Below are 22019 nucleotides of genomic sequence, written 5' to 3' on the forward strand. Positions count from 1 at the left end.
CGCGTCGCCGCAGTGGCGGTCGCGGTGGCGTTGCGCTGGAGTCGTGGGGTGCGACCCGATCCCCAGACACCCGCGGCGGCCTGGCTCGACCTGGTGCTCGGCAGCGCCTGCGCAGGGTGCGGTCGGCCGGGGGCGGGGGTGTGCCGCGCATGCCGCTCCGGCCTGCCGTCGGCCGGTGAGGCCCGGCCCTCGCCCGCGCCTCCCGGGCTCGGTCGCTGCTGGGCCTCGGGGGAGTACGAGGGCGTCCTCGCCCACGCCGTGGTGGCCCACAAGGAGCGAGGGCGTACGTCCTTCGCACCGTTCCTGGGCGACCGCCTCGCGCTCGCGGTGGCGGCGGCCCTCGACGGCTGCGGAGCCCCAGGCGGGGCGCGGGTCGTGCTGGTGCCCGTGCCGTCGCGCCCCGGTGTGGTCCGGGCGCGGGGCGACGACCCGCTGGCACGGGTGGTGCGCGTCGCGGCCGCCCGTCTGCGACGCGAGGGCCGCGACGTGCGCGTGCAGGCCGTCCTGCGCAGCCGCCGCGGGGTGGTGGACCAGGCCGGGCTGGGGGTGGCCGCACGGGCGGCCAACCTCGCGGGCTCGATGACGTGCCCGTCCCCCCGGTTGCGCCGGCTGGCACGCTTGGGGCCGGTGCTGGTGGTGCTCTGCGACGACGTGATGACCACCGGCGCCACTCTCGCGGAGGCGGGCAGGGCCCTGCGCGCCGTCGGCGTCCGGCCGCAGGCGTCGGCGGTCGTCGCGGCGGTGGCCCGCCGCTCCGTGGGCGGTGCCGAGCAGGCCAAGCAGGGGCGCCGGGCACCGATGTGACCAACGGATCGCGGTGGGAACCCGGGTGTGCCTTACGCCGTCACCGGAAGAGGGCTAACGTCTGTGCATGGAGTCCGTTCGGGTCCGTGGTTGCGTCGTCCGGGTCATCCCCGGCGACAAGCCGATGCCAGTCGCAGGCAAAACGGCCCACGTAAGGTGCGCCCTCGTCGAGGGCGGGCTGATCACGGTGCGGCTTAGGAGTAAGTCCTGCCTCGACCCCGTCGTCAGACACGACGGACGTCGGGAGAAGGTGGGTAGTGGCACTGAGCTGCGAGAGCCTCAGCAGGCGGCTGTGGGGACGAAGACCAGGTCGGCCGGACGGACTCCACCTCATGCCCATCCCCGTACCCGTCAGGGTCCGGGGCACTGGGCGTCATCGCAGGGTGCAGCCAACTGAATCGGGAGGTTCACAATGGACGTAGTGGTCACAGGCCGGCAGATCGAGGTCTCGGATCGATTCAGGGAGCATGCCCAGGAGAAGCTGTCCAAGCTCGAGAAGCACGACCACCGGATCATCCGCGTGGACGTCGAGGTCTCCCGCGAGCGCAACCCCCGTCAGGTGGAGCGGGCCGTCAAGGTCGAGCTCACCGCCTTCTCCAAGGGGCCCGTCATCCGGGCCGAGGCGGCGGCCGAGGACAAGATGGCCGCCCTCGACCTGGCTCTCGACAAGATGGCCTCCCAGATGCGCAAGGCGGCCGACCGGCGCCGCGTGCACCGTGGCCGGCACACCCCGGTCTCCGTGGCCGAGGCCCTGGCCGACGCCACCCCGCCGGAGCCGCAGGAGGAGTCCGAGGAGGTCGTCGAGCGTCAGGTCGGACCCATCACGGTCACCGGTGACGGTCCGCTGGTGGTCCGGGAGAAGTCGCACGACGCGACCCCCATGACGCTCGACCAGGCCCTCTACGAGATGGAGCTCGTGGGCCACGACTTCTACCTCTACGTCGACAAGGAGTCGGAGCGTCCCTCGGTCGTCTACCGGCGTCGCGGCTACGACTACGGAGTGATCGCGCTCAACGTCGCCGACTGACCAGGAGATCTCCCCCGGGGCGTCGGACAACGCCTCGGGGGAGATCTGTGTCTGCCATGATGGCTCCTGTGAGTGCCGAGTCCACGCAAGCAGGAGCCGTCCGCGTCGTCGTCGCCGACGACCAGGAGCTCTTCCGTCGCGGCCTGACGATGCTGCTCACCCAGGAGCCCGACATCGAGGTGGTGGGGGAGGCCGCCGACGGCATCGCCGCCACCGACCTCGCGGTCGAGCTGGCCCCCGACGTGGTGCTGCTCGACGTGCGGATGCCACGGCGCACCGGCATCGAGGCCTGTCGGGCGATCAAGGAGGCCGCACCCACCGCCAAGATCATCATGCTCACCGTCTCCGACGAGGAGTCCGACCTCTACGAGGCCGTCAAGGGCGGCGCCGCCGGCTACCTGCTGAAGGACTCCTCGATCGAGGAGGTCGCCCAGGGAGTGCGCGTGGTGGCCGAGGGCCAGAGCCTGATCTCGCCGTCGATGGCCGTCAAGCTCATCGACGAGTTCAAGCAGATGTCACGGCCCGACCACCAGCAGGGCCCGCGTCTGCGCCTCACCGAGCGTGAGCTCGAGGTGCTGCGCCTGGTGGCCCGCGGGATGAACAACCGTGAGATCGCCAAGGAGCTCTTCATCTCCGAGAACACGGTCAAGAACCACGTGCGCAACATGCTCGAGAAGCTGCAGCTGCACTCCCGGATGGAGGCCGTGATGTATGCGGTCAAGGAGAAGATCCTCGAGCTTCCGTGACGTCACGGTCGCTCTCCCTCCCCGAGGCTCGTCGGGTCGCGCTCGCCGCACAGGGCTTCGCCGACCGCCCGCACGCGGTGCCCACGCTGCGCACCCTTGACCGGACCCTGCGGCGGGTGGGGCTGCTGCAGGTCGACTCCGTCAACGTCTTCGCGCGGGCCCACCTGATGCCGCTCTACTCCAGGATGGGGCCCTACGACCCCGAGCTCCTGCGTCGGGCCGCCAGCGGTCCGCGGCGACGGCTCGTCGAGTACTGGGCGCACGTGCAGGCGTTCATGCCGGTCGAGCTGTGGCCCCACATGCAGCACCGCCGCGACCACTACCGGGCCCGGCGCGGCAAGTGGGGGATCAGCGTCGACTCCGACCTGGTGCCCCGGGTGCTGGCGGCAGTGGCCGCCGACGGTCCGTTGACCGCCCGCGACCTCGACGCCGAGCTGGGGGCCGCGCGGACCCGCGAGCACTGGGGCTGGAACTGGTCGGAGGCCCGCAAGGTCCTCGACTTCCTCTTCATGGTGGGTGACGTCGCGATCGAGGGACGCACGCCCTCCTTCGAGGTCCGCTACGACCTGCCCGAACGCGTCCTTCCGGCGGCCGTGCTGGCGCTGTCCACGCCGTCGCAGGAGGAGGCGGAGCGCGAGCTGGTGCGCCGCGCCTGCGTGCACCACGGTGTCGCGACGGTGGCGACGCTGGCCGACCACCACCGGATGTCGGTGGCCGCCACGCGCCGGGCGGTGGCGTCGCTCGTCGAGGCCGGTGAGGTGAGCGAGGTGCAGGTGCAGGGATGGTCCCGGCCGGGGTTCCTGCACCGGGAGGCACGTCTGCCGCGGCGGGTGGTGGCGACGGCGCTGCTGAGCCCCTTCGACCCGGTGGTCTGGCACCGCGAGCGTGCGCTGGAGCTCTTCGACTTCCACTACCGGATCGAGATCTACACGCCGGCCGCGCAGCGCGTGCACGGTTACTACGTGCTGCCCTTCCTGCTGGGCGACCGGATCGTGGCGCGGGTCGACCTCAAGGCCGACCGGGCGCGCCGCGTGCTCGTGGTCGCGGGCGCCTTCGCGGAGGCGTACGCCCCGGCGGAGACCGCGGAGCAGCTGGCCGTCGAGCTGGTGCGCGCCGCGCGGTGGGTCGGGTGCGAGCGCGTCGAGGTGCGACCTCACGGAGACCTCGCCCAGCCGTTGGCCGCTGCGACAGCGGTCCTCGGGGCCGGTGGGTAGCATGGCCGACGGTCCTCGGACCGGTTGACCCGCACGCTCCGCCCACCCGCCCGCCTCGTCCCCTGGGAGTTCCACCCCGTGCCTGCCATCTTCGACAAGCTCCTCCGTCTCGGCGAGGGCAAGATCCTGCGCCAGCTCGAGACCATCGTGAAGGCGGTCAACGCCATCGAGGACGACTTCGTCGCGATGAGCGACGACGAGCTGCGGGCCATGACCGAGGAGTTCAAGGAGCGCCTCGCAGCGGGCGAGACGCTGGACGACGTCATGCCCGAGGCGTTCGCGACGGTGCGGGAGGCGGCGAAGCGGGTCATCGGCCAGCGCCACTACGACGTGCAGATCATGGGTGGCGCTGCCCTGCACCTGGGCAACATCGCCGAGATGCGCACCGGTGAGGGCAAGACGCTGGTGGCGACGCTCCCGGCCTACCTCAACGCCCTGTCGGGCAAGGGTGTCCACGTCGTCACGGTCAACGACTACCTGGCCAAGTACCACGCCGAGTGGATGGGTCGCATCTACTCGTTCCTGGGTCTCACCACCGGCGTCATCGAGCCGTCGATGCGACCCGCGGAGCGGCGGGCGGCCTACGCCTGCGACATCACCTACGCCACGAACAACGAGCTCGGGTTCGACTACTTGCGCGACAACATGGCCGACGCGCTGGAGGACTGCGTCCAGCGGGGCCACAACTTCGTGATCGTCGACGAGGTCGACTCCATCCTCATCGACGAGGCGCGGACGCCGCTGATCATCTCCGGCCCCACCCAGGAGGAGGTGCAGTGGTACGGCGAGTTCGCCCGGATCGCGCGCACCATGGTGCGTGACACCGACTACGAGGTCGACGAGAAGAAGCGCACCATCTCGGTGCTGGAGCCCGGCATCACCAAGGTGGAGGACCAGCTCGGCATCGACAACCTCTACGACTCGGTCAACACCCCGTTGATCTCCTTCATGAACAACTCCATCAAGGCCAAGGAGCTGTTCCGCAAGGACAAGGAGTACGTCGTCATGAACGGCGAGGTGCTCATCGTCGACGAGCACACCGGCCGCATCCTGTCGGGACGTCGCTACAACGACGGCCTGCACCAGGCGATCGAGGCCAAGGAGGGTGTGCAGATCCGCGAGGAGTACCAGACCCTCGCCACGATCACCCTGCAGAACTACTTCCGCCAGTACACCAAGCTCTCGGGCATGACCGGTACGGCCATGACCGAGGCGAGCGAGTTCGACAAGATCTACAAGCTCGGCGTGGTGCCGATCCCGCCCAACAAGCCGCTGGCGCGCATCGACCAGCCCGACCTCGTCTACCGCACGGAGGAGGCGAAGTACGAGGCCGTCGTCAAGGACATCGCGGAGCGGCACCGCAAGGGCCAGCCGGTTCTGGTCGGCACCGTCTCGGTCGAGAAGTCCGAGCTGCTCTCCGGTCTGCTCAAGAAGGCGGGCGTGCCGCACAACGTGCTGAACGCTAAGGTGCACGCCGACGAGGCGAAGATCGTCGCCATGGCCGGCCACAAGGGTGCGGTCACCGTCGCCACCAACATGGCGGGTCGAGGCACCGACATCATGCTCGGTGGTTCGGTGGAGTTCCTCGCCGACCTCGAGCTGCGCAACGCCGGCCTCGAGCCGACCGGTGAGACCGCCGCGGAGTACGAGGCCAAGTGGGACGAGACCGTCGCCCGCATCAAGCACCAGGTCGCCGCGGAGCACGACGAGGTGGCGGCCGTGGGTGGCCTCTACGTCATCGGCACCGAGCGCCACGAGTCGCGCCGCATCGACAACCAGCTGCGTGGTCGTTCCGGTCGTCAGGGAGACCCCGGTGAGAGCCGGTTCTACCTCTCGCTCCAGGACGAGATGATGCGCCTCTTCAAGGGCGAGATGATCGACCGCATCCTCACCGCGATGAAGGTGCCCGACGACGTCCCGATCGACTCCAAGCGGGTCACCAACTCGATCGCCGGCGCCCAGGCCAACCTGGAGTCGCAGAACTTCGAGTCCCGCAAGAACGTGCTCAAGTACGACGACGTGATGAGCCGTCAGCGTGAGGTCATCTACGCCGAGCGGCGTCGGGTCCTCGAGGGGGCCGACCTGGAGGAGCAGATCCGCGGCTTCATCGACGAGGTCATCACCGGCTACGTCAACGGCGCCACCGCCGAGCACGCCGAGGACTGGGACCTGCCGGCGCTGGAGACCGCCCTCAAGCAGCTCTACCCGATGAGCTTCACCCTCGAGGAGTACGTCACCAAGGTCGGTGGTCGTGCGGGTCTCACGCGCGAGGCCCTCGCCGAGGAGCTGCGCAAGGATGCCCACGCCGCCTACGACGCGCGTGAGGCGGAGTTCGGTGAGGAGGTCGTGCGCGAGCTGGAGCGGCGCGTGGTCCTGTCGGTGCTCGACCGCAAGTGGCGCGAGCACCTCTACGAGATGGACTACCTGCGCGAGGGCATCTACCTGCGGGCGTACTCCCAGCGCGACCCCCTCGTGGAGTACCAGCGCGAGGGCTTCGACATGTTCTCGGCGATGATGGACGGCATCAAGGAGGAGTCGGTCGGCTTCCTGTTCAACCTCGACGTCGAGGTCGAGGAGGAGGTTCCTGCGGTGGAGGTCGTCGCCGACCCGGCCGCGCCGATCGACATGGACGTGGCGGCCGCGCACGCTCCCCACGTGAAGGCCAAGGGTCTCGACGCTCCCAAGAAGCCGAAGAACCTCACCTACACCGCCCCCTCGGAGGACGGGGAGGTCGAGGTGACCGCTGCCCCGGCCGAGGCCGACCCCTACGCCGGCGTGGGCCGCAACGCCGACTGCCCGTGCGGCTCGGGCAAGAAGTTCAAGAAGTGCCACGGCGCCCCCGGTGGCGCCTCGGGGCACACCGCGCGCATCGGCTGACCTGCTCCGCGCCGCCCTCAGCAGAACTCGAGGGCGGTGCAGATCCACCGACCGCGGTGCACCTCGAAGCGGGCGGCGAGTGCCCTGGAGCGCTCGCCGTGCCGCAGGTGCACCGCGGCCTCCACGGTGGTCGCCGACAAGAAGCTGAGGCGTACACCGTGGACGCGCGGCCGCGTCACGCCCGGCGGACGACCGCGACCCGGTTCGCGGCGCCCGGCCCGAGCCACCAGGACCGCGCGTCGCACCAGGTCCTGGTGCACGTCGGCGTGGTTCCAGCGCACCAGCTGGGTGGCCGGTCGGTCACCGGCCACGATCTCGACGGCCGCCTGCGCGTGCCGTTCCACCCACCGCTCGAGCTCCTCGCGTGCGGACGAGGTGACCTCGACGAGGTCGCAGCCCTGCCGCGCCGGTGCCGTCCGGGGTCGGGGCGGAGCCAGGCAGGGAGCGAGCGTTCCGCTGCGCCGCGTGGTGGCGGACGGTGCTGGGGGAGCCATGGAGCTCATCGAGGGTCCTCTCGGTGGGTGGTGTCGTCCAGGGACAGGTCGAGACGTTGGCCGGGCACGATCAGGTCGGGGTCGGCCCCGATGACTGCGCGGTTGGTGCGGTGCAGGTGGGCCACCGCGGCCGCGACGTCGCCGTCCGGCGCGTCGGACTCGGCGAGGGCGGAGGTCGCGAGCGACCACAGGGTGTCGCCGGGGCGTACGAGATGGGTGCTCTGGGGCGACGTCGTGGCGGCGACCGGACCGCTGACCGGTGCGGCAGGGGGTGGCGCCCCCGCGGCCGCGCGGTCGGGGTAGGGCAGTCCGTGCAGCAGTGACAGGGAGGCGACGTCGGGCCGCTCCGGGGCCCGGGCCGTGTCGGCGTGCGCCGGCAGGGCGACCGAGAGGCTCACCGCGCACCCGCAGGCAACCATGGTCAACCGACGCCAGCGGCCGGCCTCCCGCGGGACGACCGTGCCACGCAGGGCGTCGGCGACGCCCCAGGTGGTGAGCACCCAGAGCCAGGCGCAGGCCAGGGCGGCGCACAGCCCGGCCAGCCCGACCAGGGCCTGCTCGAAGGGCATCGTCCCCGGCGAGGCCGTGGCCGCGTCGAGCGCCGCCTGGATGCCGAGCGCCCCCACCGCTGTTGCGGCTGCAGTGCTGGCCGTCCAGACCGCCAAGCAGCGCCACCGGGGCGCACGTCGAGAGTCGGCCCGTGCCATTGCTGATCCCTTCGTTTGCGTTTGTTTGCTTCATTCAAGAGAGGTTTGGTCGTCTTGGCCATCCTCAAATGAGGGCAAACGCAGGCAACTGCACCCCGACCGGCTTGTCGCGGGGCGCGCTGTCCGCTTGGCTGTCGTCGGGATCGTCCGGACGTGGCGACGAGGAGGGTGCGGGTGGACGAGTCAGGACGCTGGGCTGAGCACGAGGTCTTCGACGTGCTCGCCGACCTGGAGGCCCAGGCGGAGACGGTCCACCACTGGGCTCGCCTGGCCGAGGTCGACGACCGCAGCCGCGCGGAGTACCACGAGGTCACTCTCGACGCTCGGCTCATGGCCTCGACGGGCCTGCCCGTCGTGCTGGCCGTGCGTGGGGCGGGCCACGTGCGTGGCCGTCTCGTCGGAGTCGGCGAGGGCTGGTGTCGTCTCGAGGACGACCGGCGCGCCTGGGTCGTGCGTACCCCGGCGGTCACCACGGCCCAAGGGCTCTCCTCACGCGCGGTGCCACGGGTGGCGTGGAGCCGCCTCGACGCGGTGGGGCTGCGAGCCCCCCTGCGTCGCCTGGCCGACGCCGCGGCGAGATGCGACCTCGTCCTGGCCGACGGCTCTGCGGTCGCGGGCCGGGTGGCGCGCGTGGGTGCTGACTTCGTCGAGGTGGAGCAGTCGTCGTCGCCCGGGGCGGAGACGAGGCACGTGCTCGTCGCTCTCGACGCGCTGGCCGTGGTGCGTCACGAGCTCTGAGTCGGGTCCGGAGGTGCTCCGGGTCAGGTGGCCTCGGAGTCGTAGGGCGGCACGACCCCGGCCGGCAGACGCGGCGCCGGGCGGAACGCCGCCTCGTCGGCCTTCGGGTCAGCGTCGTCGTCGGCCTCGGCCAGCACCTCGCTGATGTGCTTGCGCACCAGCGCCCGCGGGTCGAGGTCGCGCAGCTCCAGGTCGGCGTACTCCGGGCCCAGCTCCTCGCGCAGCTCGTCGCGCGCCGCGTGGGCGAACTGACGCCCCTTGCGCACCATCTGCCCGGCCTGCTTCGCCAGCTCGGGCAGGCGGTCGGGGCCGAAGACGAGCACCGCGACCAGCGCGATCACGGCAAGTTCTGTCAGCCCCATTCCGAACATGGTCAGAACCTACCGAAGATCCTCAGAACTTGTTGCTGGGTGTCAGACCCAGCTGCATGCCTGCGAGTCCACGGCCGCGACCGCTCAGGTGGCGCGCGATGTCCTGCAGCACCTTGGCCGCCGGCGAGGTCGGGTCGGACTCCACGATGGGCTTGCCGGCGTCTCCGCCCTCGCGCAGGCTCAGGTCGAGCGGGATCGAGCCGAGCAGCGGCACGTCGTGGCCGAAACGCTGCGACAGGGTCCGGGCGACGCGCTCACCACCGCCGGATCCGAAGACCTCCAGGCGGTGCTCCTTGCCCTCCTCGGTGCAGTGCGGGCAGGGCAGGTAGGCCATGTTCTCCACGACCCCGACGACGCGCTGGTGCATCATCGACGCCATGGTGCCGGCGCGCTCGGCCACCTCGGCGGCGGCCTCCTGGGGCGTGGTGACGACGACGAACTCCGCGCCGGGCAGGTGTTGACCCAGCGAGATCGCCATGTCGCCGGTGCCCGGCGGGAGGTCGATGAGCAGGTCGTCGATGTCGCCCCAGAAGACGTCGGCGAGCATCTGGACCAGCGCCCGGTCCAGCATCGGGCCACGCCAGGCGACCACCTGGTCGCGGCGGGGCTTCAGCATGCCGATCGAGATCACCGAGACACCCGAGGCGGTCGGCACCGGCATGATCAGGTCGTCGACCTGCGTGGGACGGGTGTCGGCCAGGCCGAGCATGGCGGGCACGGAGTGGCCGTAGATGTCGGCGTCGACGATGCCGACCCGGCGGCCCTGGGCGGCCAGGGCCAGCGCCAGGTTGACCGTGACCGACGACTTGCCCACGCCGCCCTTGCCCGAGGCGATCGCGTAGACCTTGGTGAGGTTGCCGGCCTGGGCGAAGGGGATCTCGCGCTGGGCCTGCCCGCCGCGGAGGGTGTCACCGAGGGCCGAACGCTGCTCGGGGGTCATCACGCCGAGCTCGAGGTCGACTCCGCTCACCCCGGGCACGGCCGTGACGGCCGCGGTCACGTCGCGGTTGATGGTGTCCTTGAGGGGGCAGCCGGCGACGGTGAGGAGCACCTTGACCTCGACCAGACCCTCGGGGCTGATCTCCACGCTGTCCACCATCCCCAGCTCGGTGATGGGGCGCTTGATCTCCGGGTCGTTGACCTGGGCGAGTGCGGCGTGGACCTGCTCGAGGGAGGGGGTGCTCATGGCATCCGAGTCTACGGACTGCCCGGCCAGGTCACGATTCCGGCTGCTCGGCGCTCTCGGCGACGCCCTCGACCGGCGGTGCCGCGATCGAGCGACCCGACTCCTCGAGGTCGTCACGCAGTCCGCGCAGCTCCGAACGGATGAAGTCGCGGGTGGCCATCTCGCCGGTGGTCATCCGCAGCGAGGCCACCTCGCGGGCCAGGAACTCCATGTCGGCGTGGGCCCGGGCGTTCGCGCGGCGGTCCTGCTCGGCGATCACCTTGTCCCGCTGCTCCTGACGGTTCTGGGCGAGCAGGATCAACGGTGCGGCGTAGGAGGCCTGGAGGCTGAGGATCAGCGTCAGGTACATGTACGGGTACTGGTCGAACTGCCACTGCTCGGGCGCGGCCCAGTTCCACACCACCCAGAAGACCACGAAGAGGGTCATCCAGATCAGGAAGCGGGCCGTGCCCATGAAGCGGGCGAACCGCTCGGCGAAGACGCCGAAGCGGTCCTCGTCGCGGCCCCGCCGACGACGCAGGGAACGCCGGTGCTCGCGCGGCTGGTCGAGCCGGTCGCGGGTCTCGCTCATCCGACACCGTCCGTCCGGCGGGCCGCCTGGTCACGCCACCCGTCGGGCAGCATGTGGTCGAGCAGGTCGTCCACGGTGACGGCGCCGAGCAGGCGCCCGTCCTCGTCGACGACCGGAGCGGCGACGAGGTTGTAGGTGGCCAGGTGGGCCGCCACCTGGTCGATGGAGGCGTCGGGACGCAGCGGGTCGAGGGAGTCGTCGATCACGGCGCTGACCAGCGTCGAGGGCGGTTCGCGCAGCAGTCGCTGGATGTGCCCCGCGCCGAGCAGGCGCCCGGTCGGGGTCTCCAGCGGTTGGCGGCAGACGTAGACCAGCGCCGCCAGCGACGGGGTGAGCTCGGGGTTGCGCACGTGGGCCAGGGCGTCGGCCACGGTGGCGTCGGGCGGCAGGATGACCGGCTCCGGCGTCATCATCGCGCCTGCGGTGTGCTCGGCGTACGACATGAGTCGCCGCACGTCCTCCGCCTCGCCGGGGTCCATCGCCGCCAGCAGCGTGGCCGCGGTCTCCGGGCTGAGGTCGGCGATCAGGTCGGCAGCGTCGTCGGGCGACATCTCCTCCAGCACGTCGGCGGCGCGCTCGGTGTCCAGGAGCTGCAGGATCTCGACCTGGTCCTCGTCGGGCAGCTCCTCGAGCACGTCGGCCAGACGCTCGTCGTTCAGGCCGGCGATGACGGCGGTGCGTCGCTCGGCGGGCAGGTCGTGGATCACGGCGGCCGCGTCGGCCGGCCGCAGGTCGGTGAGGGCCGCCAGCAGGTGGGTCGCCCCCTGGGTGTCCTCGCGACGGGTCAGCCCGTCGACGTCGCGCCACTCGACGATGTGGGTCTGGCCACGGCGACGCAGCCCCTTGCCGGGCTCCTGGATCGCGACCCGCGAGATCACCCAGTCGCGGTTGCGGGCCTGCTCCATGCCGACGTCGTAGACGACGCCACTGATGCCGGTGGGGCGGATGGTCACCTGCCGGTCCAGCATCTGGCCGATGACCAGGGTCTCGGCCTGCCTCAACTCGAAGCGGCGCATGTTGAGCAGGCCCGTGGTGTGGACCTGGCCACCCTCGATCGCGGTCACGCGCGTCATCGGCACGAAGATGCGCCGTCGACCGAGCACCTCGGCGACCATGCCGAGGACGCGTGGCTGGTTCGACTCCGAACGCAGGGCGACCACGATGTCGCGCACCTTGCCGACCTGGTCGCCCCGAGGGTCGAAGACGGGCAGGCCCACCAGTCGGGCCACGAAGACGCGGTGTGGGGTGGCGCTCACGCGGCAAGGTTAGCGTGCGCCGGTCTGTATGATGCCGCACATGGGTGCTCTCTCGTGGCTGCGTCGTCTGACGTCGGGACTCGTGGCCGTCGGCGTCGTCACGCTCGCCGGCTGCGGCGAGGAGAGCTCGTCCGAGGGGTCGGCCACGCCCGAGCCCAGCGTGGCGAGCAGTCCCACCGCGTCCGGCAGCCCGACCGAGTCGGCAGGTCCGGGCCTCCCCGCCTGCGACGAGGTGTGGCAGACGGGCGAGACCCTCCGCCGCGGCTACGCCGGGTGCGAGCAGGACGGCGAGACCGTCCCGGTGGACGCCCTGCGCTGCTCGTCGGGGCAGAAGTTCGTCACCTTCCTCTCCAGCCACTACGCCGTCGTCGGTGGCCTGGTGCGGGAGGTCGAGGGCGACATCGACTCCGACGAGAAGTACCGCGCGGCCGTCGAGAGCTGCCGAGCCTGACCCAGCGTCGGGGCTGAGCGCCACGTGCTGCTGTCCCACGCCCGCCCCACCACTGACCAAGGGAACTTCTTCATGCTTGCCAGGACCGTGTGCGTCCGCGTCGTCGCGGTGCTGATGGTCGCCGCCGTGCTCTCCGTGCCCCACGAGCGCGTGACCCCCGAGGCTGCGGCAGCCAACCGATCCTTCACCCCCGCCCGGGGCGTGACCTTCAACAACCCGATGGGTGACGGCGCGACCAAGCGGCGCATCGTCACGAAGCTGATGAAGTCGATCCACCACAGCCCACGCGGCTCGGAGATCGACATCTTCAGCTGGAACTTCCTCACTTCGCAGGGCACCCGCGCGCTGCTGAAGGCGCAGCGGCGCGGAGTCCGGGTGCGCGTCATCATGGACGACGCGAACCTCGAGAACATCGACAACCGCCCCTTCCGTCAGCTCCGCAAGGGCCTCAAGGCCGGCAACAAGGGGCGTGCCAAGGCGCGGCGCAGCTGGGCGCGGGTCTGCGTCGGCACCTGCCGGTCGAAGGGCGGTGCCGCGCACTCGAAGTACTACCTCTTCTCGAAGGTCGGCAAGGCCCGCTGGGTCTACATCCAGGGGTCGGCCAACTTCACCAACGCTGCCGCCCACAACCAGTGGAACGACATCTACACCCACCGCGGCAACAAGAAGATCTACCGCTGGGCCCTGCGCTCGTTCAACCAGGCGGCCAAGGACAAGCCGATCCGGCCGCCCTACCAGCGCAAGAAGTTCGGCAAGGTCGAGCTCATCATGTTCCCCGCGACCGGTCGCAAGACCAAGGACCCCGTCATGGGGCTGCTCAACGGCGTGAAGTGCACCGGCGCGACCAACACCGCCAGCAGGCGTACGGTGATCCGCCTCGCGCCCGACGTGATGCGCCAGGCTCGCGGCCTGCGGTTGGGCAAGAAGCTCCGGTCGTTGTGGGAGCAGGGCTGTGACGTGAAGATCGGCTACACCGTGATGGGCATCGACGTCGGCCGCATGCTGCGGGCGCCCGGTGGCCGCGGCCCCGTGCCGGTCAAGCACCTGGCGATCGACTCCGACTACGACGGCCAGTTCGACAAGTACTTCCACCTCAAGGCCATGACGATCGTGGGCAACGTGCGCGGCAAGCGCAACAACCACGTGGTGCTCAACGGCTCGGCCAACTGGTCGGGGTTGGCCAAGGTCAGCGACGAGAACCTGGGCATCTACTGGCAGAAGCGGCTGACACTGCGCTACGAGGAGCACCTCAACTACTGGTACGACAACTTCGACCGCCACGCGGCCGCGGCCCGCAGCGCCAACTCCCGGTTCAACACCCTCGGCGTGAGCCCGGAGCGCGACCAGCGGCTCGTCTTCGGTTCGGGTCGCAACGCCGTCTACGAGGACGGCGAACCGGTCAGCACCGACGGCACCGACCCGTTCGCCCTGGTCGAGCACTGAGGCCGGGGGCGCGCGGGAGCATGGCGAGAGGCATCCACGTCCACCGGGTGGACGACACCGGAGTGCGGCTGGTCGCGCTGAAGGACCTGCCGCTGGACGTCCGGATCGACGGCCGTCGCGTGTGGACCTTCTGGTCGCGTCGCGACACCCGGGAGGTCGCGCTGGGTCCCGCCAGCCCGGTGCGGCACGTCGCGTGGCCCAAGCAGATGGTCAAGCACCTCGACGGCACGGCCCGCATCGAGGTGGCCGAGTCGGCGACGGGCGCGGTCCGCTTCGACGCGCGCGTCGCCCTGGGCTCCGGCCAGGGTGAGATCCAGGTGCGCAACGCCCAGGGCGTCGAGCTCGGCATCGACAAGTCGGGCAACCTCGTGCCGACCTTCGCCGGACGTTCGGAGGCGGACATCGCCGACCTCCTGAACGCGACCGAGTCCGCGCTCGAGGCGCTCCGGTCGGTCGGTGTGGAGGCCTTCATCGCCTACGGCACGCTGCTCGGCGCGGTGCGCGAGGGACGGGTCCTGGGCCACGACTCCGACGCCGACCTGGGCTACGTGAGCCGGCACAGCAACCCCGTGGACGTCGCCCTCGAGTCCTTCCGCATCCAGCGACGCCTCAGCGAGCAGGGGTGGAAGATCACCCGCCACAGCGGGGGCGCCTTCAAGATCAGCGTGACCGAGGGAGGCATGACCCGAGGGCTCGACGTCTTCGGTGGCTTCCTCGACGACGGCATGCTCTACCTCATGGGCGAGATCGGCGTGCCCTTCCGTGAGGAGTGGATCTTCCCCCTCGGCACGGCCACCCTGCACGGCCGCGAGATGCCCGTGCCGGCGAAGCCGGAGAAGCTCCTCGAGGTGACCTACGGCCCGGGGTGGCGAGTGCCTGACCCGGCCTTCCAGTTCACCACCCCCGCGCGCACGGTGCGAGCCTTCAACGACTGGTTCCGCGGCAACCAGCCCAACATCCGTCACTGGCACCGGCAGATCAAGCCCAACCGGTCCCGCCCGCTGCCCGAGCACTCCCCGCTGGCCGAGGTGGCGCTCACCGAGGCCCGGGCGCTGGGCGCCGAGGTGCTGGACGTCGGCGCGGGCCGGGGCCAGGACAGCCTCTGGCTGGCCCGGCAGGGCGTCGAGGTGACCGCCCTCGACTACGCGCCGGAGAACCTGGTCCACCTCGAGGGTCCGGCGGCCGAGGAAGGGCTGCCGCTCACGGTGCGGCACCTCAACCTGACCGACCGACGGGTCCTGCTCGCGGAGGGCGCGCGAGTGGCCCACATGCCGCGTCCCCGGGTCGTCCTGGCCCGCCACCTGCTCGACTCGACCTCGTTCGAGGGTCAGCAGGGGTTCGCCCGGTACTGCTCGATGGCGTTGCGGGCCGGGGGAGTGGTGCTCGCCGAGGTCGCGCTGCGGGGCGAGCTCGACCCCGACGAGCGGGTGCCGGCCTGGATGGTCGGGCGTACGAACGGCAATCAGGTCGCGCGTCTGCTCACCGAAGCGGGCGCGACTAAGGTGCAGGTGCAGCGGATGGGTGGGCGCGGACGCCCCGTGGCCCGGGTCCGCGCGGAATGGTCAGAACGGTGAGGTCCAAGGTGAAGAAGTCTTTGCGGCAGTGGTCGCCCCGGCGCATGGCGCAGCTGGAGCAGCGGGTGACGGACCTGGAGGCCGACCTGGCCCAGGTGCGTCGGCACAACCTCCGGCTGGCCGAGCTGACCGACGTGGTGCAGGAGCTCCTCGTCCCGATGGCCTCGCGTGACGAGGCCGCGATCGAGGCGGCCCTCGAGCGTTTCCGCGAGAGTCTGTAGTGGTCGAGCGCACGATCGTCCACATCGGTCTGCCGAAGACGGCGACCACCTACCTGCAGACGATCTTCTGGGGCAACCGCGACCTGCTCGCCACCCGTGGCCTGGTGATCCCCGGCGTCGAGCGTCGCGACCACCTCTGGGCCTCGCGCACGGTCCGTGAGGACCCGAACCACGCCAAGGCCTCCGCCCACCAGCGCGGCGCCTGGCGGCGGGTGCTCGACGACCTGCGTTCCCGCCCGGGCACCGGGCTGGTGAGCCACGAGTTCTTCGCCGCTGCCTCCGCCGAGCAGGCCAGGGCGATGGTCGAGGCGTTGCCGGGGCAGGTGGAGGTCGTGGTGACCGCCCGCGAACCGTTGGGACTCTTCGCGGCGAGCTGGCAGGAGAGCCTGAAGAACGGTGCCACCGCGCCGATGCCCGACTACGGACGCACCGAGTCCGACCGCTCCACCGACATCTGGGACTGGCGCACGCTCGACCTGCGCCTGGTGCTCGAGCGGTGGGGTGCGGCCGTGCCGCCGGAGCGTACGCACGTCCTCGTGCTCGACCCGACGGCCCCCCGCGACGACGTGTGGCACCGGTTCGTGGAGATCCTCGGTGTCGACGCCAGCGGCGTCGACCTCTCCGGGTCCTTCGCCAACAGCTCCATGGGGGTGGTGGAGGCGGAGGCGCTGCGCCGCGTGAACATGCACCTCAAGGGCTTCCGCAAGGCCTTCGACAAGGGGGTCTACATCCGCACCTACCTCGCCGACGAGCGGCTCGTGCCCCGACGCGGAGCCCGTTTCTGGCCCGAGCCCGACCAGGTCGAGGACTGTCGCCGCCGGGGGGAGCTGGCGGTCGAGGCGGTGCGCAGCGGCGGACACGTGGTGCATGGCGACCTGGCCCACCTGTTGGTGCCCGACGAGCTGGAGGAGCGTCGTTCGACCCTGTCGGTGACCGACGCGGAGGTTGCCGACGTCCTGGCGTCCCTGACCGCCACGATGCTCGGCGACGTGCGGCGCCTGCGCCGTCAACGACGCGGCGCTGCGGAGCAGGCAACCGAACCCGGGGTGCGGGAGGCCGCGGCGACGCTCGTCCGGGCCCTGCGTCGGGGTGCACGCCGTTCCTGACCGGTCGACGAGCCGGAGCGGAGGGCCTCAGTCGAGGTCCTCGACCTCCGGGTGCGGTGCACCGTCGCCGCGCAGCACCCGGCGAGCCTGCTGGCGCACCCGCCGGCCGAAGGGCACGACGATCTTCGGGTCGGCCACGTAGTAGTCCCGCTTCTCCAGCGGGCGCATCTCGCGCATCCGCGCGGCCATGGCCTTGCGCCCGCCCGCCGGGAACTTCGTCGGGGTGCGGGGCGAGGCGAGGGGGTCGACGTCCACGAGCAGGCCCAGGTCGGAGAGCGTGGCGATGTCGTCGGCCACGGTCGACTCGTAGATGCGGCGCAGGTAGTCGGCGCGCACCTCGGGCGCAAGGTCGCTGTTGACCAGCAGGGTGAGCGCGCGGGCCGCCGGCATCCGGGAGGCGCGGAAACGCGGCTCGCCGGCGGTGGCGAGGGCCTCCCACTTGCGCACGAACTGGGCGCCGGAGACCGCGTCGTAGTGGAGCAGGGACAGGCGCTCGTCGGCGTGCAGGTGCACGGGGTGGCCGTCGGTCGCGATGGCGTTGTGCAGGGCGAGCGCCACCGGGGCGGAGGGGCGTACGCCCACCTTCCCGAGGACGTGGCCGTGGAAGTAGTGCTGGTTGCTGGGCTCGTCGACCACACCGAGCACGTGCAGCAGGTTGAGCTCCTCCTCGTCGAGCAGCCGCTTGAACCGCGTGGGCCGCGGGCTCTCCGGCTCCAGCTCGCTGACCGACTCCAGCGGTCGCAGGGCGACGGTCGAGGCCTCCGCCGGCACCGCGGCCAGGGCGTCGTCGTCGATGCGTACGACCTCGTCACCGTCGATGTGGAAGAGCCACTCCGCGAAGTCGAGCGGAGCGAGCAGCTCGCGCACCCAGTTGGCGTTGATGCGCTGGCGCACGTTGAGCTTCGACGGACGTCCGGAGACCCACCAGGAGCGCCCGGCCCTCAGGCAGGTGACGTTGCGATGGGCGCCCAGCATCTCGGCCACCTCGTCCTGCCCTGGCTGGCTGGGTGCGTCGAGCAGCACGAACATGTGGTCGATCCCCGAGGCCAGGTTGGCGCGCACGAAGAAGTCGACGTTGTCCGCGGTGTCCTTCACGGTGGAGACGGAGAAGCGCATGGTCGAGAGCCTAGACGTCGCCGGCCGTGGGTGGGTGTTCCGGGAGTTCACGGGTGCCTGCAACAAGTCGTGGGGGAGCGGTGCTGCGTGCTAGCGTGCGCGACGTGGCTGGGGCACACAGGCAACCACCTCGGCGTCGGGCGGCAGTGTCGCCAGCACGGCGCTGGTTGCCGCGCGCCGTCTCGGTCTCGCTGGTCGTCGTCTTCGTCCTGACCGGTCTCGTGCTGTCCGACCTCCGGGCCCCGAGTGACAGCAGCGACAGCAGCACCACCGACGTGCCGGTGGTCCCGGCCGTGGCCGAGCGAGCCACCGTGGCCGTCCAGGAGACGGCGACCGAGGTCTCCACCCGCCGGGTGCAGAAGCACGCAGTGAAGCTCATCGAGCGCCGCGAGCGGATCCAGCGTCGTGCCCAGGCGCGCGCGGCCCGGCTCGAGAAGGAGCGCCGCGAGGCGCGCCGCCTCAAGAAGCTGCAGTCGACGCCCTTCACGTTCACCATCGGCTCCTTCAACGTGCTGGGCTCGCAGCACTCCACCAAGGGTGGGCAGAAGCCCAGCTATCCGTCGGCCTCGGTGCGCACGCCGCGGGCGGCCAGCCTGGCCCGGAGCCACGGGGTCCACATCCTCGGCACGCAGGAGCTGCAGGAGGACCAACTCAACGGGCTCACGGCCCAGACCGGGATGAAGGCCTACCCCGGTTATGCGTGGGGCGCGGCGGAGACCGACAACTCGATCCTCTACGACCCGGCGGTCTTCGACTTCGTGTCGGGCGACAGCTTCCACATCACCTTCATGGGGCGCTCGCGACCCCAGGCGGTGCTGCGTCTGAAGCACAAGAAGACGCAGCGCGAGCTCTACGTGGTCAACGCCCACCCCTCCGCCGGTGGCGGCAAGTACGCCGCGGAGCGGGCAGCGGGTCACCACACGATCGCGGCGAAGGTCCGTGAGCTCCGCGCCACCGGCCTTCCCGTCCTGCTGACCGGCGACATGAACGACCGCGAGCAGTTCTACTGCCGGGTGGTCGCCACCACCGACCTCACGGCCTCGAACGGCGGTGGCACCGGGTGCGCACCGCCCCCGCAGCCCATGCCCGTCGACTGGGTCGTCGGGGCGGGCGTCTCGTGGAGCAACTACCACCGTGACACGACTCCGGTCGACCAGAAGACCTCCGACCACTTCTTCATCAGCGCGACCGCCACAGTCGACTGACGACGTGTGCTGGGGGCCCACGAATTACAGTCGTGTAGTTCACCGGACCCGGTTGCGTGGGGTAAATGTGAATGATGTGATGCGTGGGACTTCCCCCGCACCACCCCCCAGGAGAGCTCTGTGAAGCCGTCCCTGCGCCGCACCGCGCGACCCCGCCCCGTCCTGCGACTCACCGCTGCTGCGGCCGTCGTCACCGGACTGGCCCTGGTCGCGGCCTCGGTGGCCCACCCCGCCGGCGAGGGAGCCCGGGCGACCCTGGCCGCCGCCCCCGTGGCGGCCGCAGAACCCACGGTCGTGCCGACGCCCGCGCCGACGAGCGAGCCCGTGCCTGAGGTGCCGGGCGAGGAGCCCGGTCTGGGGTCGGTCCGCCTCGTCCAGGCCAACATCAAGACCGGGATGGCGGTGCGCAAGTTCAACGCCGACGTCGCCACCGTGATGGCCGAGCAGCCGGACTTCATCACCTACAACGAGGTCCACCACCGCAGCGACGACCTCGTCGTACCACCCACGTCGGGCTACAGCATGTGGCGCGACACCTCCAACCGCTACCGCGCCGAGACCCCTGTGGCATGGCGTACGGACCGCTGGACGCCCGTGGCGCAGGGCACCCAGATGCTCACCAACTGGCGCGGAGTGCCCAAGGGCAAGAAGGTGGAGCTGGGCCGTCGGTTCGCCAACTGGGTCACCCTGACCGCTGCGGACGGTCGCGCCGTCTCCGTGGTCTCGGTGCACCTCGCCCCGCCGACGCGGGGCATGCCCGAGCTGCGGCGACTCGGTGTCGAGCGGCTCGTGACCCTGGTCTCCACGCTCTCCGCGCAAGGGCCGGTGCTCGTGGGCGGTGACTTCAACTTCCACTACGGCGCGGCCGCCTACCCGGCTGACCTCTTCGACGCCGCGCAGCTGGAGCCGACCTTCAAGACCCTCGGCACCGTCTTCCCCACGGGCGACAAGCGCGGCGCCACCATCGACTTCATCTTCAACCACGGCGCCGGACAGCTGACGGCCACGTCGCACCACCCCCTCGAGCTGCACTCCGACCACGACGCGGTCGTCGCCGACCTGGCCTGGACCGTCGACGCCCCCGTCGCCGCTCCCGAGGTGATCACCAGCAATCCCTACGGCACCGGGGCCGAGCGACGTCGCGCCGCCCGCGAGCTGCGGCGTACGGTGCTGGCCGCCCAGCCCGGAGGCATGGTCGAGGTGTTTGCCGCCGACCTGCGCCACGCGGCGCTCTTCCGCTCGTTGCGCGACGCGGCCACTCGCGGCGTGGCGGTGCACTTCGTCACCAGGACCAACCGCCTGACCGGTCGTGAGAAGAAGCTGCGCAAGCACCTGCGTGCGGCGACGACCCCGGTGGGCAGCAGCTTCGCCCGCTGCCGCACCGCCTGCAAGGCCGCCTGGCGCTCGAACGGAGCGCCGCAGGGCACCATGCTGGTCACCGAGCCGGGGCAGGTCGAGCCCTCGCTGCGGCTCGATGTGGACCGCCGCCTCAACGCCAACCTCTTCAAGCAGCCGACGACCGTGGTGCGGCACACCGGGCCGCTGGCGATCGCGGAGGCCGTGCAGTCGATGCCGCGGCGCCGCAACCGCTGAGCGTCCTCAGCGGGCGAAGGCTCCGCGGGCGCGGGCCCAGACCTTCTGCGCGAGTCCGCGCGGGGCGACGGGGTCGGCCTCGGCGAGAGGCCGGGGCAGTGCCGTGCGGCGACGGGCCTGGGCGAGCTCGTCGCGCAGGTCGCGCAGCTCCCGTCGGCGCGCCACGTCGGTCTCCACCAGCCGGGCGATGACCGCAGGCGCGAGCGCGGCCGTCTCGGCGTCGCTCACCACGTCGGGCACACGTCCGGCCGGCGGCTCGGCCGGCACGAGGAGGTCGTCGAGGTCGCCGACGACGTGCAGGTCCATGGCCCGCAGCTCGTCGACCATCCGCTGGCTACGGCGCACGAGCCACTCGGTGGCCTCGGCGGGCAGCGTCAACCGCTCGCGCCGGGTCTCGTCGGCGAAGACGCCGGCGCCGATCAGGGAACGCATGGCGCGCTTGGTGGCGAGCTCGCTGCGGCCCTCGCCCATGGCGAGGTTCATGCGGCGGATCAGCTCGACCTGCACCGCGTCGAGCGACTCGTTGGTGCGGGCCACGGGGCCGAGGAAGTCGGGCTCGATGCCCAGCACGCTGCACATGTTCAGCCAGAGCTCACTGTGGGGGGTGCCCGGCCGCCCGTGGACCACCACGTGCACCCGCTCGCCCGGCAGGCTGCCGCCCCACCGCTGCAGCAGAGTCGGAAGGTCCTGGTGGAACCAGAACGTGGTGCGCTCCTTCTCCGCCAGGTTGCGCCAGAACTCGTCGAAGGTGCTCACGCTGCCCTGCTTGACGGTCTGCTGCCAGTCGGCGGGGATCTGACGGGCCAGGTCGCGGGCGCCGGCGAGGAGGTGCACCTCGTCGGCGACGGCGTGCAACCGCTCCATGATCGGCGCCACGGCGGCGGTGCGTCCCAGCGCGTAGTGCTCGCTGCTGAGGAGGGCGTCGCCCTCCCACTGCTCGATGCGACGGGTGAGGCGGTCCCAGGCCCGCAGGCCCTCCGGCCGCATCTGGTCGACGACCGTGCGCTTGCCGACGGCCACGGCGCACGCCTGGAACTGCTCCTCCCGCGCGACGCCGGGGTAGAGCAGCCCTCGCTCCGCCATGTCGGACCGGTGCTGGTACCACGCCTGCTGGAGGAACGAGGTCCCCGTCTTCGGGGGTCCGATGTGCAGGAAGACACGACGAGCCATCAGGCAGGATCCTTTCGATCAGCGCCCACTGTAGATGACCTCTCCTGTGTGGTTCGCGTCACGGCCCCTGCCTGTCGACGGCCTTTGTTACTGGACAGTAGTGTGGGGCGCACTTCCGTGCGTGGTCGGGCCGTTCCTACACTGTCCCG

Annotated in this window: 21 protein-coding genes; 13 read left to right on the forward strand and 8 right to left on the reverse strand. The window is 71.1% G+C overall.

What is annotated here, in order from left to right; translation table 11 throughout:
- Positions 1-12 precede the first annotated feature (12 nt).
- From IEQ44_RS02210 to secA, 5 genes are all read left to right on the forward strand, one after another.
- Positions 13-804 carry a ComF family protein gene (locus IEQ44_RS02210; RefSeq protein ID WP_319804442.1) on the forward strand — a complete coding sequence of 264 codons (792 nt, stop codon included), beginning with the start codon at positions 13-15 and terminating at the stop codon, positions 802-804.
- Positions 805-1216: 412 nt separating this feature from the next.
- Entirely contained in the window at positions 1217-1831 is a 615-nt protein-coding gene (hpf, locus tag IEQ44_RS02215; protein ID WP_193636807.1) for a ribosome hibernation-promoting factor, HPF/YfiA family, read from the forward strand.
- 68 nt (positions 1832-1899) lie between these two features.
- Complete coding sequence (locus tag IEQ44_RS02220; protein WP_319804443.1) at positions 1900-2577, forward strand: response regulator; 678 nt, start codon at positions 1900-1902, stop codon at positions 2575-2577.
- The gene (locus tag IEQ44_RS02225; RefSeq protein WP_193636809.1) at positions 2574-3791 is read left to right on the forward strand and encodes a winged helix-turn-helix domain-containing protein; all 1218 of its coding nucleotides are present in this window, start codon (positions 2574-2576) and stop codon (positions 3789-3791) included. Before IEQ44_RS02220 ends, IEQ44_RS02225 begins: the two co-directional genes overlap by 4 nt.
- A 78-nt stretch (positions 3792-3869) precedes the next feature.
- Complete coding sequence (gene secA, locus IEQ44_RS02230; protein ID WP_193637032.1) at positions 3870-6668, forward strand: preprotein translocase subunit SecA; 2799 nt, start codon at positions 3870-3872, stop codon at positions 6666-6668.
- 17 nt (positions 6669-6685) lie between these two features.
- On the opposite strand, the gene IEQ44_RS02235 is transcribed toward secA, so the two are convergent.
- Together IEQ44_RS02235 and IEQ44_RS02240 are read right to left on the reverse strand one after the other, a co-directional pair.
- Positions 6686-7162 (reverse strand): Rv3235 family protein, encoded by a 477-nt coding sequence (locus tag IEQ44_RS02235; protein ID WP_227486778.1) that lies wholly within the window; start codon positions 7160-7162, stop codon positions 6686-6688.
- A gap of 5 nt (positions 7163-7167) precedes the next feature.
- On the reverse strand, positions 7168-7869 hold the full coding sequence (locus tag IEQ44_RS02240; protein ID WP_193636811.1) for a LysM peptidoglycan-binding domain-containing protein: 702 nt from the start codon (positions 7867-7869) through the stop codon (positions 7168-7170).
- A gap of 174 nt (positions 7870-8043) precedes the next feature.
- Here IEQ44_RS02240 and IEQ44_RS02245 point away from each other — a divergent pair, with 174 nt between their 5' ends.
- Entirely contained in the window at positions 8044-8607 is a 564-nt protein-coding gene (locus tag IEQ44_RS02245) for a hypothetical protein (protein WP_193636812.1), read from the forward strand.
- A 23-nt stretch (positions 8608-8630) separates the two neighbouring features.
- On the opposite strand, the gene IEQ44_RS02250 is transcribed toward IEQ44_RS02245, so the two are convergent.
- Genes IEQ44_RS02250 through IEQ44_RS02265 form a run of 4 tightly spaced genes read right to left on the reverse strand, consistent with a single transcriptional unit; the run spans position 8631 to position 11991 of the window.
- On the reverse strand, positions 8631-8969 hold the full coding sequence (locus tag IEQ44_RS02250; RefSeq protein WP_227486779.1) for a sec-independent translocase: 339 nt from the start codon (positions 8967-8969) through the stop codon (positions 8631-8633).
- Positions 8970-9000: 31 nt separating this feature from the next.
- Positions 9001-10164, reverse strand: coding sequence for an Mrp/NBP35 family ATP-binding protein (locus tag IEQ44_RS02255; RefSeq protein WP_193636814.1), 1164 nt, complete (start codon positions 10162-10164; stop codon positions 9001-9003).
- Between the two features lie 31 nt (positions 10165-10195).
- Positions 10196-10735, reverse strand: coding sequence for a DUF1003 domain-containing protein (locus IEQ44_RS02260; RefSeq protein ID WP_193636815.1), 540 nt, complete (start codon positions 10733-10735; stop codon positions 10196-10198).
- Positions 10732-11991, reverse strand: coding sequence for a magnesium transporter MgtE N-terminal domain-containing protein (locus IEQ44_RS02265; protein WP_193636816.1), 1260 nt, complete (start codon positions 11989-11991; stop codon positions 10732-10734). The genes IEQ44_RS02260 and IEQ44_RS02265 overlap by 4 nt, the downstream gene beginning before the upstream one ends.
- A gap of 40 nt (positions 11992-12031) precedes the next feature.
- On the opposite strand from IEQ44_RS02265, the gene IEQ44_RS02270 reads away from it, so the two are divergent.
- The 5 genes from IEQ44_RS02270 (at position 12032) to IEQ44_RS02290 (ending at position 16786) form a co-directional block, all read left to right on the forward strand.
- On the forward strand, positions 12032-12442 hold the full coding sequence (locus IEQ44_RS02270) for a hypothetical protein (protein ID WP_193636817.1): 411 nt from the start codon (positions 12032-12034) through the stop codon (positions 12440-12442).
- Between the two features lie 72 nt (positions 12443-12514).
- Positions 12515-13885, forward strand: a complete 1371-nt coding sequence (locus tag IEQ44_RS02275) for a phospholipase D-like domain-containing protein (protein WP_193636818.1) — start codon at positions 12515-12517, stop codon at positions 13883-13885.
- A 20-nt stretch (positions 13886-13905) separates the two neighbouring features.
- Complete coding sequence (locus IEQ44_RS02280) at positions 13906-15459, forward strand: class I SAM-dependent methyltransferase (protein ID WP_193636819.1); 1554 nt, start codon at positions 13906-13908, stop codon at positions 15457-15459.
- Positions 15460-15467: 8 nt separating this feature from the next.
- Positions 15468-15680, forward strand: coding sequence for a DUF6752 domain-containing protein (locus IEQ44_RS02285; protein ID WP_193637066.1), 213 nt, complete (start codon positions 15468-15470; stop codon positions 15678-15680).
- Positions 15680-16786, forward strand: a complete 1107-nt coding sequence (locus IEQ44_RS02290) for a hypothetical protein (protein ID WP_193636820.1) — start codon at positions 15680-15682, stop codon at positions 16784-16786. The genes IEQ44_RS02285 and IEQ44_RS02290 overlap by 1 nt, the downstream gene beginning before the upstream one ends.
- 27 nt (positions 16787-16813) lie before the next feature.
- On the opposite strand, the gene IEQ44_RS02295 is transcribed toward IEQ44_RS02290, so the two are convergent.
- Entirely contained in the window at positions 16814-17902 is a 1089-nt protein-coding gene (locus IEQ44_RS02295; protein WP_193636821.1) for a glycosyltransferase family protein, read from the reverse strand.
- A gap of 104 nt (positions 17903-18006) precedes the next feature.
- Between IEQ44_RS02295 and IEQ44_RS02300 the strand changes: the two genes are divergently transcribed.
- Positions 18007-19107 (forward strand): endonuclease/exonuclease/phosphatase family protein, encoded by a 1101-nt coding sequence (locus IEQ44_RS02300; RefSeq protein ID WP_193636822.1) that lies wholly within the window; start codon positions 18007-18009, stop codon positions 19105-19107.
- A gap of 120 nt (positions 19108-19227) precedes the next feature.
- The gene (locus IEQ44_RS02305) at positions 19228-20700 is read left to right on the forward strand and encodes an endonuclease/exonuclease/phosphatase family protein (protein ID WP_193636823.1); all 1473 of its coding nucleotides are present in this window, start codon (positions 19228-19230) and stop codon (positions 20698-20700) included.
- A 6-nt stretch (positions 20701-20706) separates the two neighbouring features.
- On the opposite strand, the gene IEQ44_RS02310 is transcribed toward IEQ44_RS02305, so the two are convergent.
- A complete protein-coding gene (locus IEQ44_RS02310; protein WP_193636824.1) occupies positions 20707-21870 on the reverse strand; it encodes a hypothetical protein in 1164 nt (387 codons plus the stop codon).
- Between the last annotated feature and the right edge of the window lie 149 nt (positions 21871-22019).

Source organism: Nocardioides malaquae (genome assembly GCF_015070385.1).
Lineage (GTDB): Bacteria > Actinomycetota > Actinomycetes > Propionibacteriales > Nocardioidaceae > Nocardioides > Nocardioides malaquae.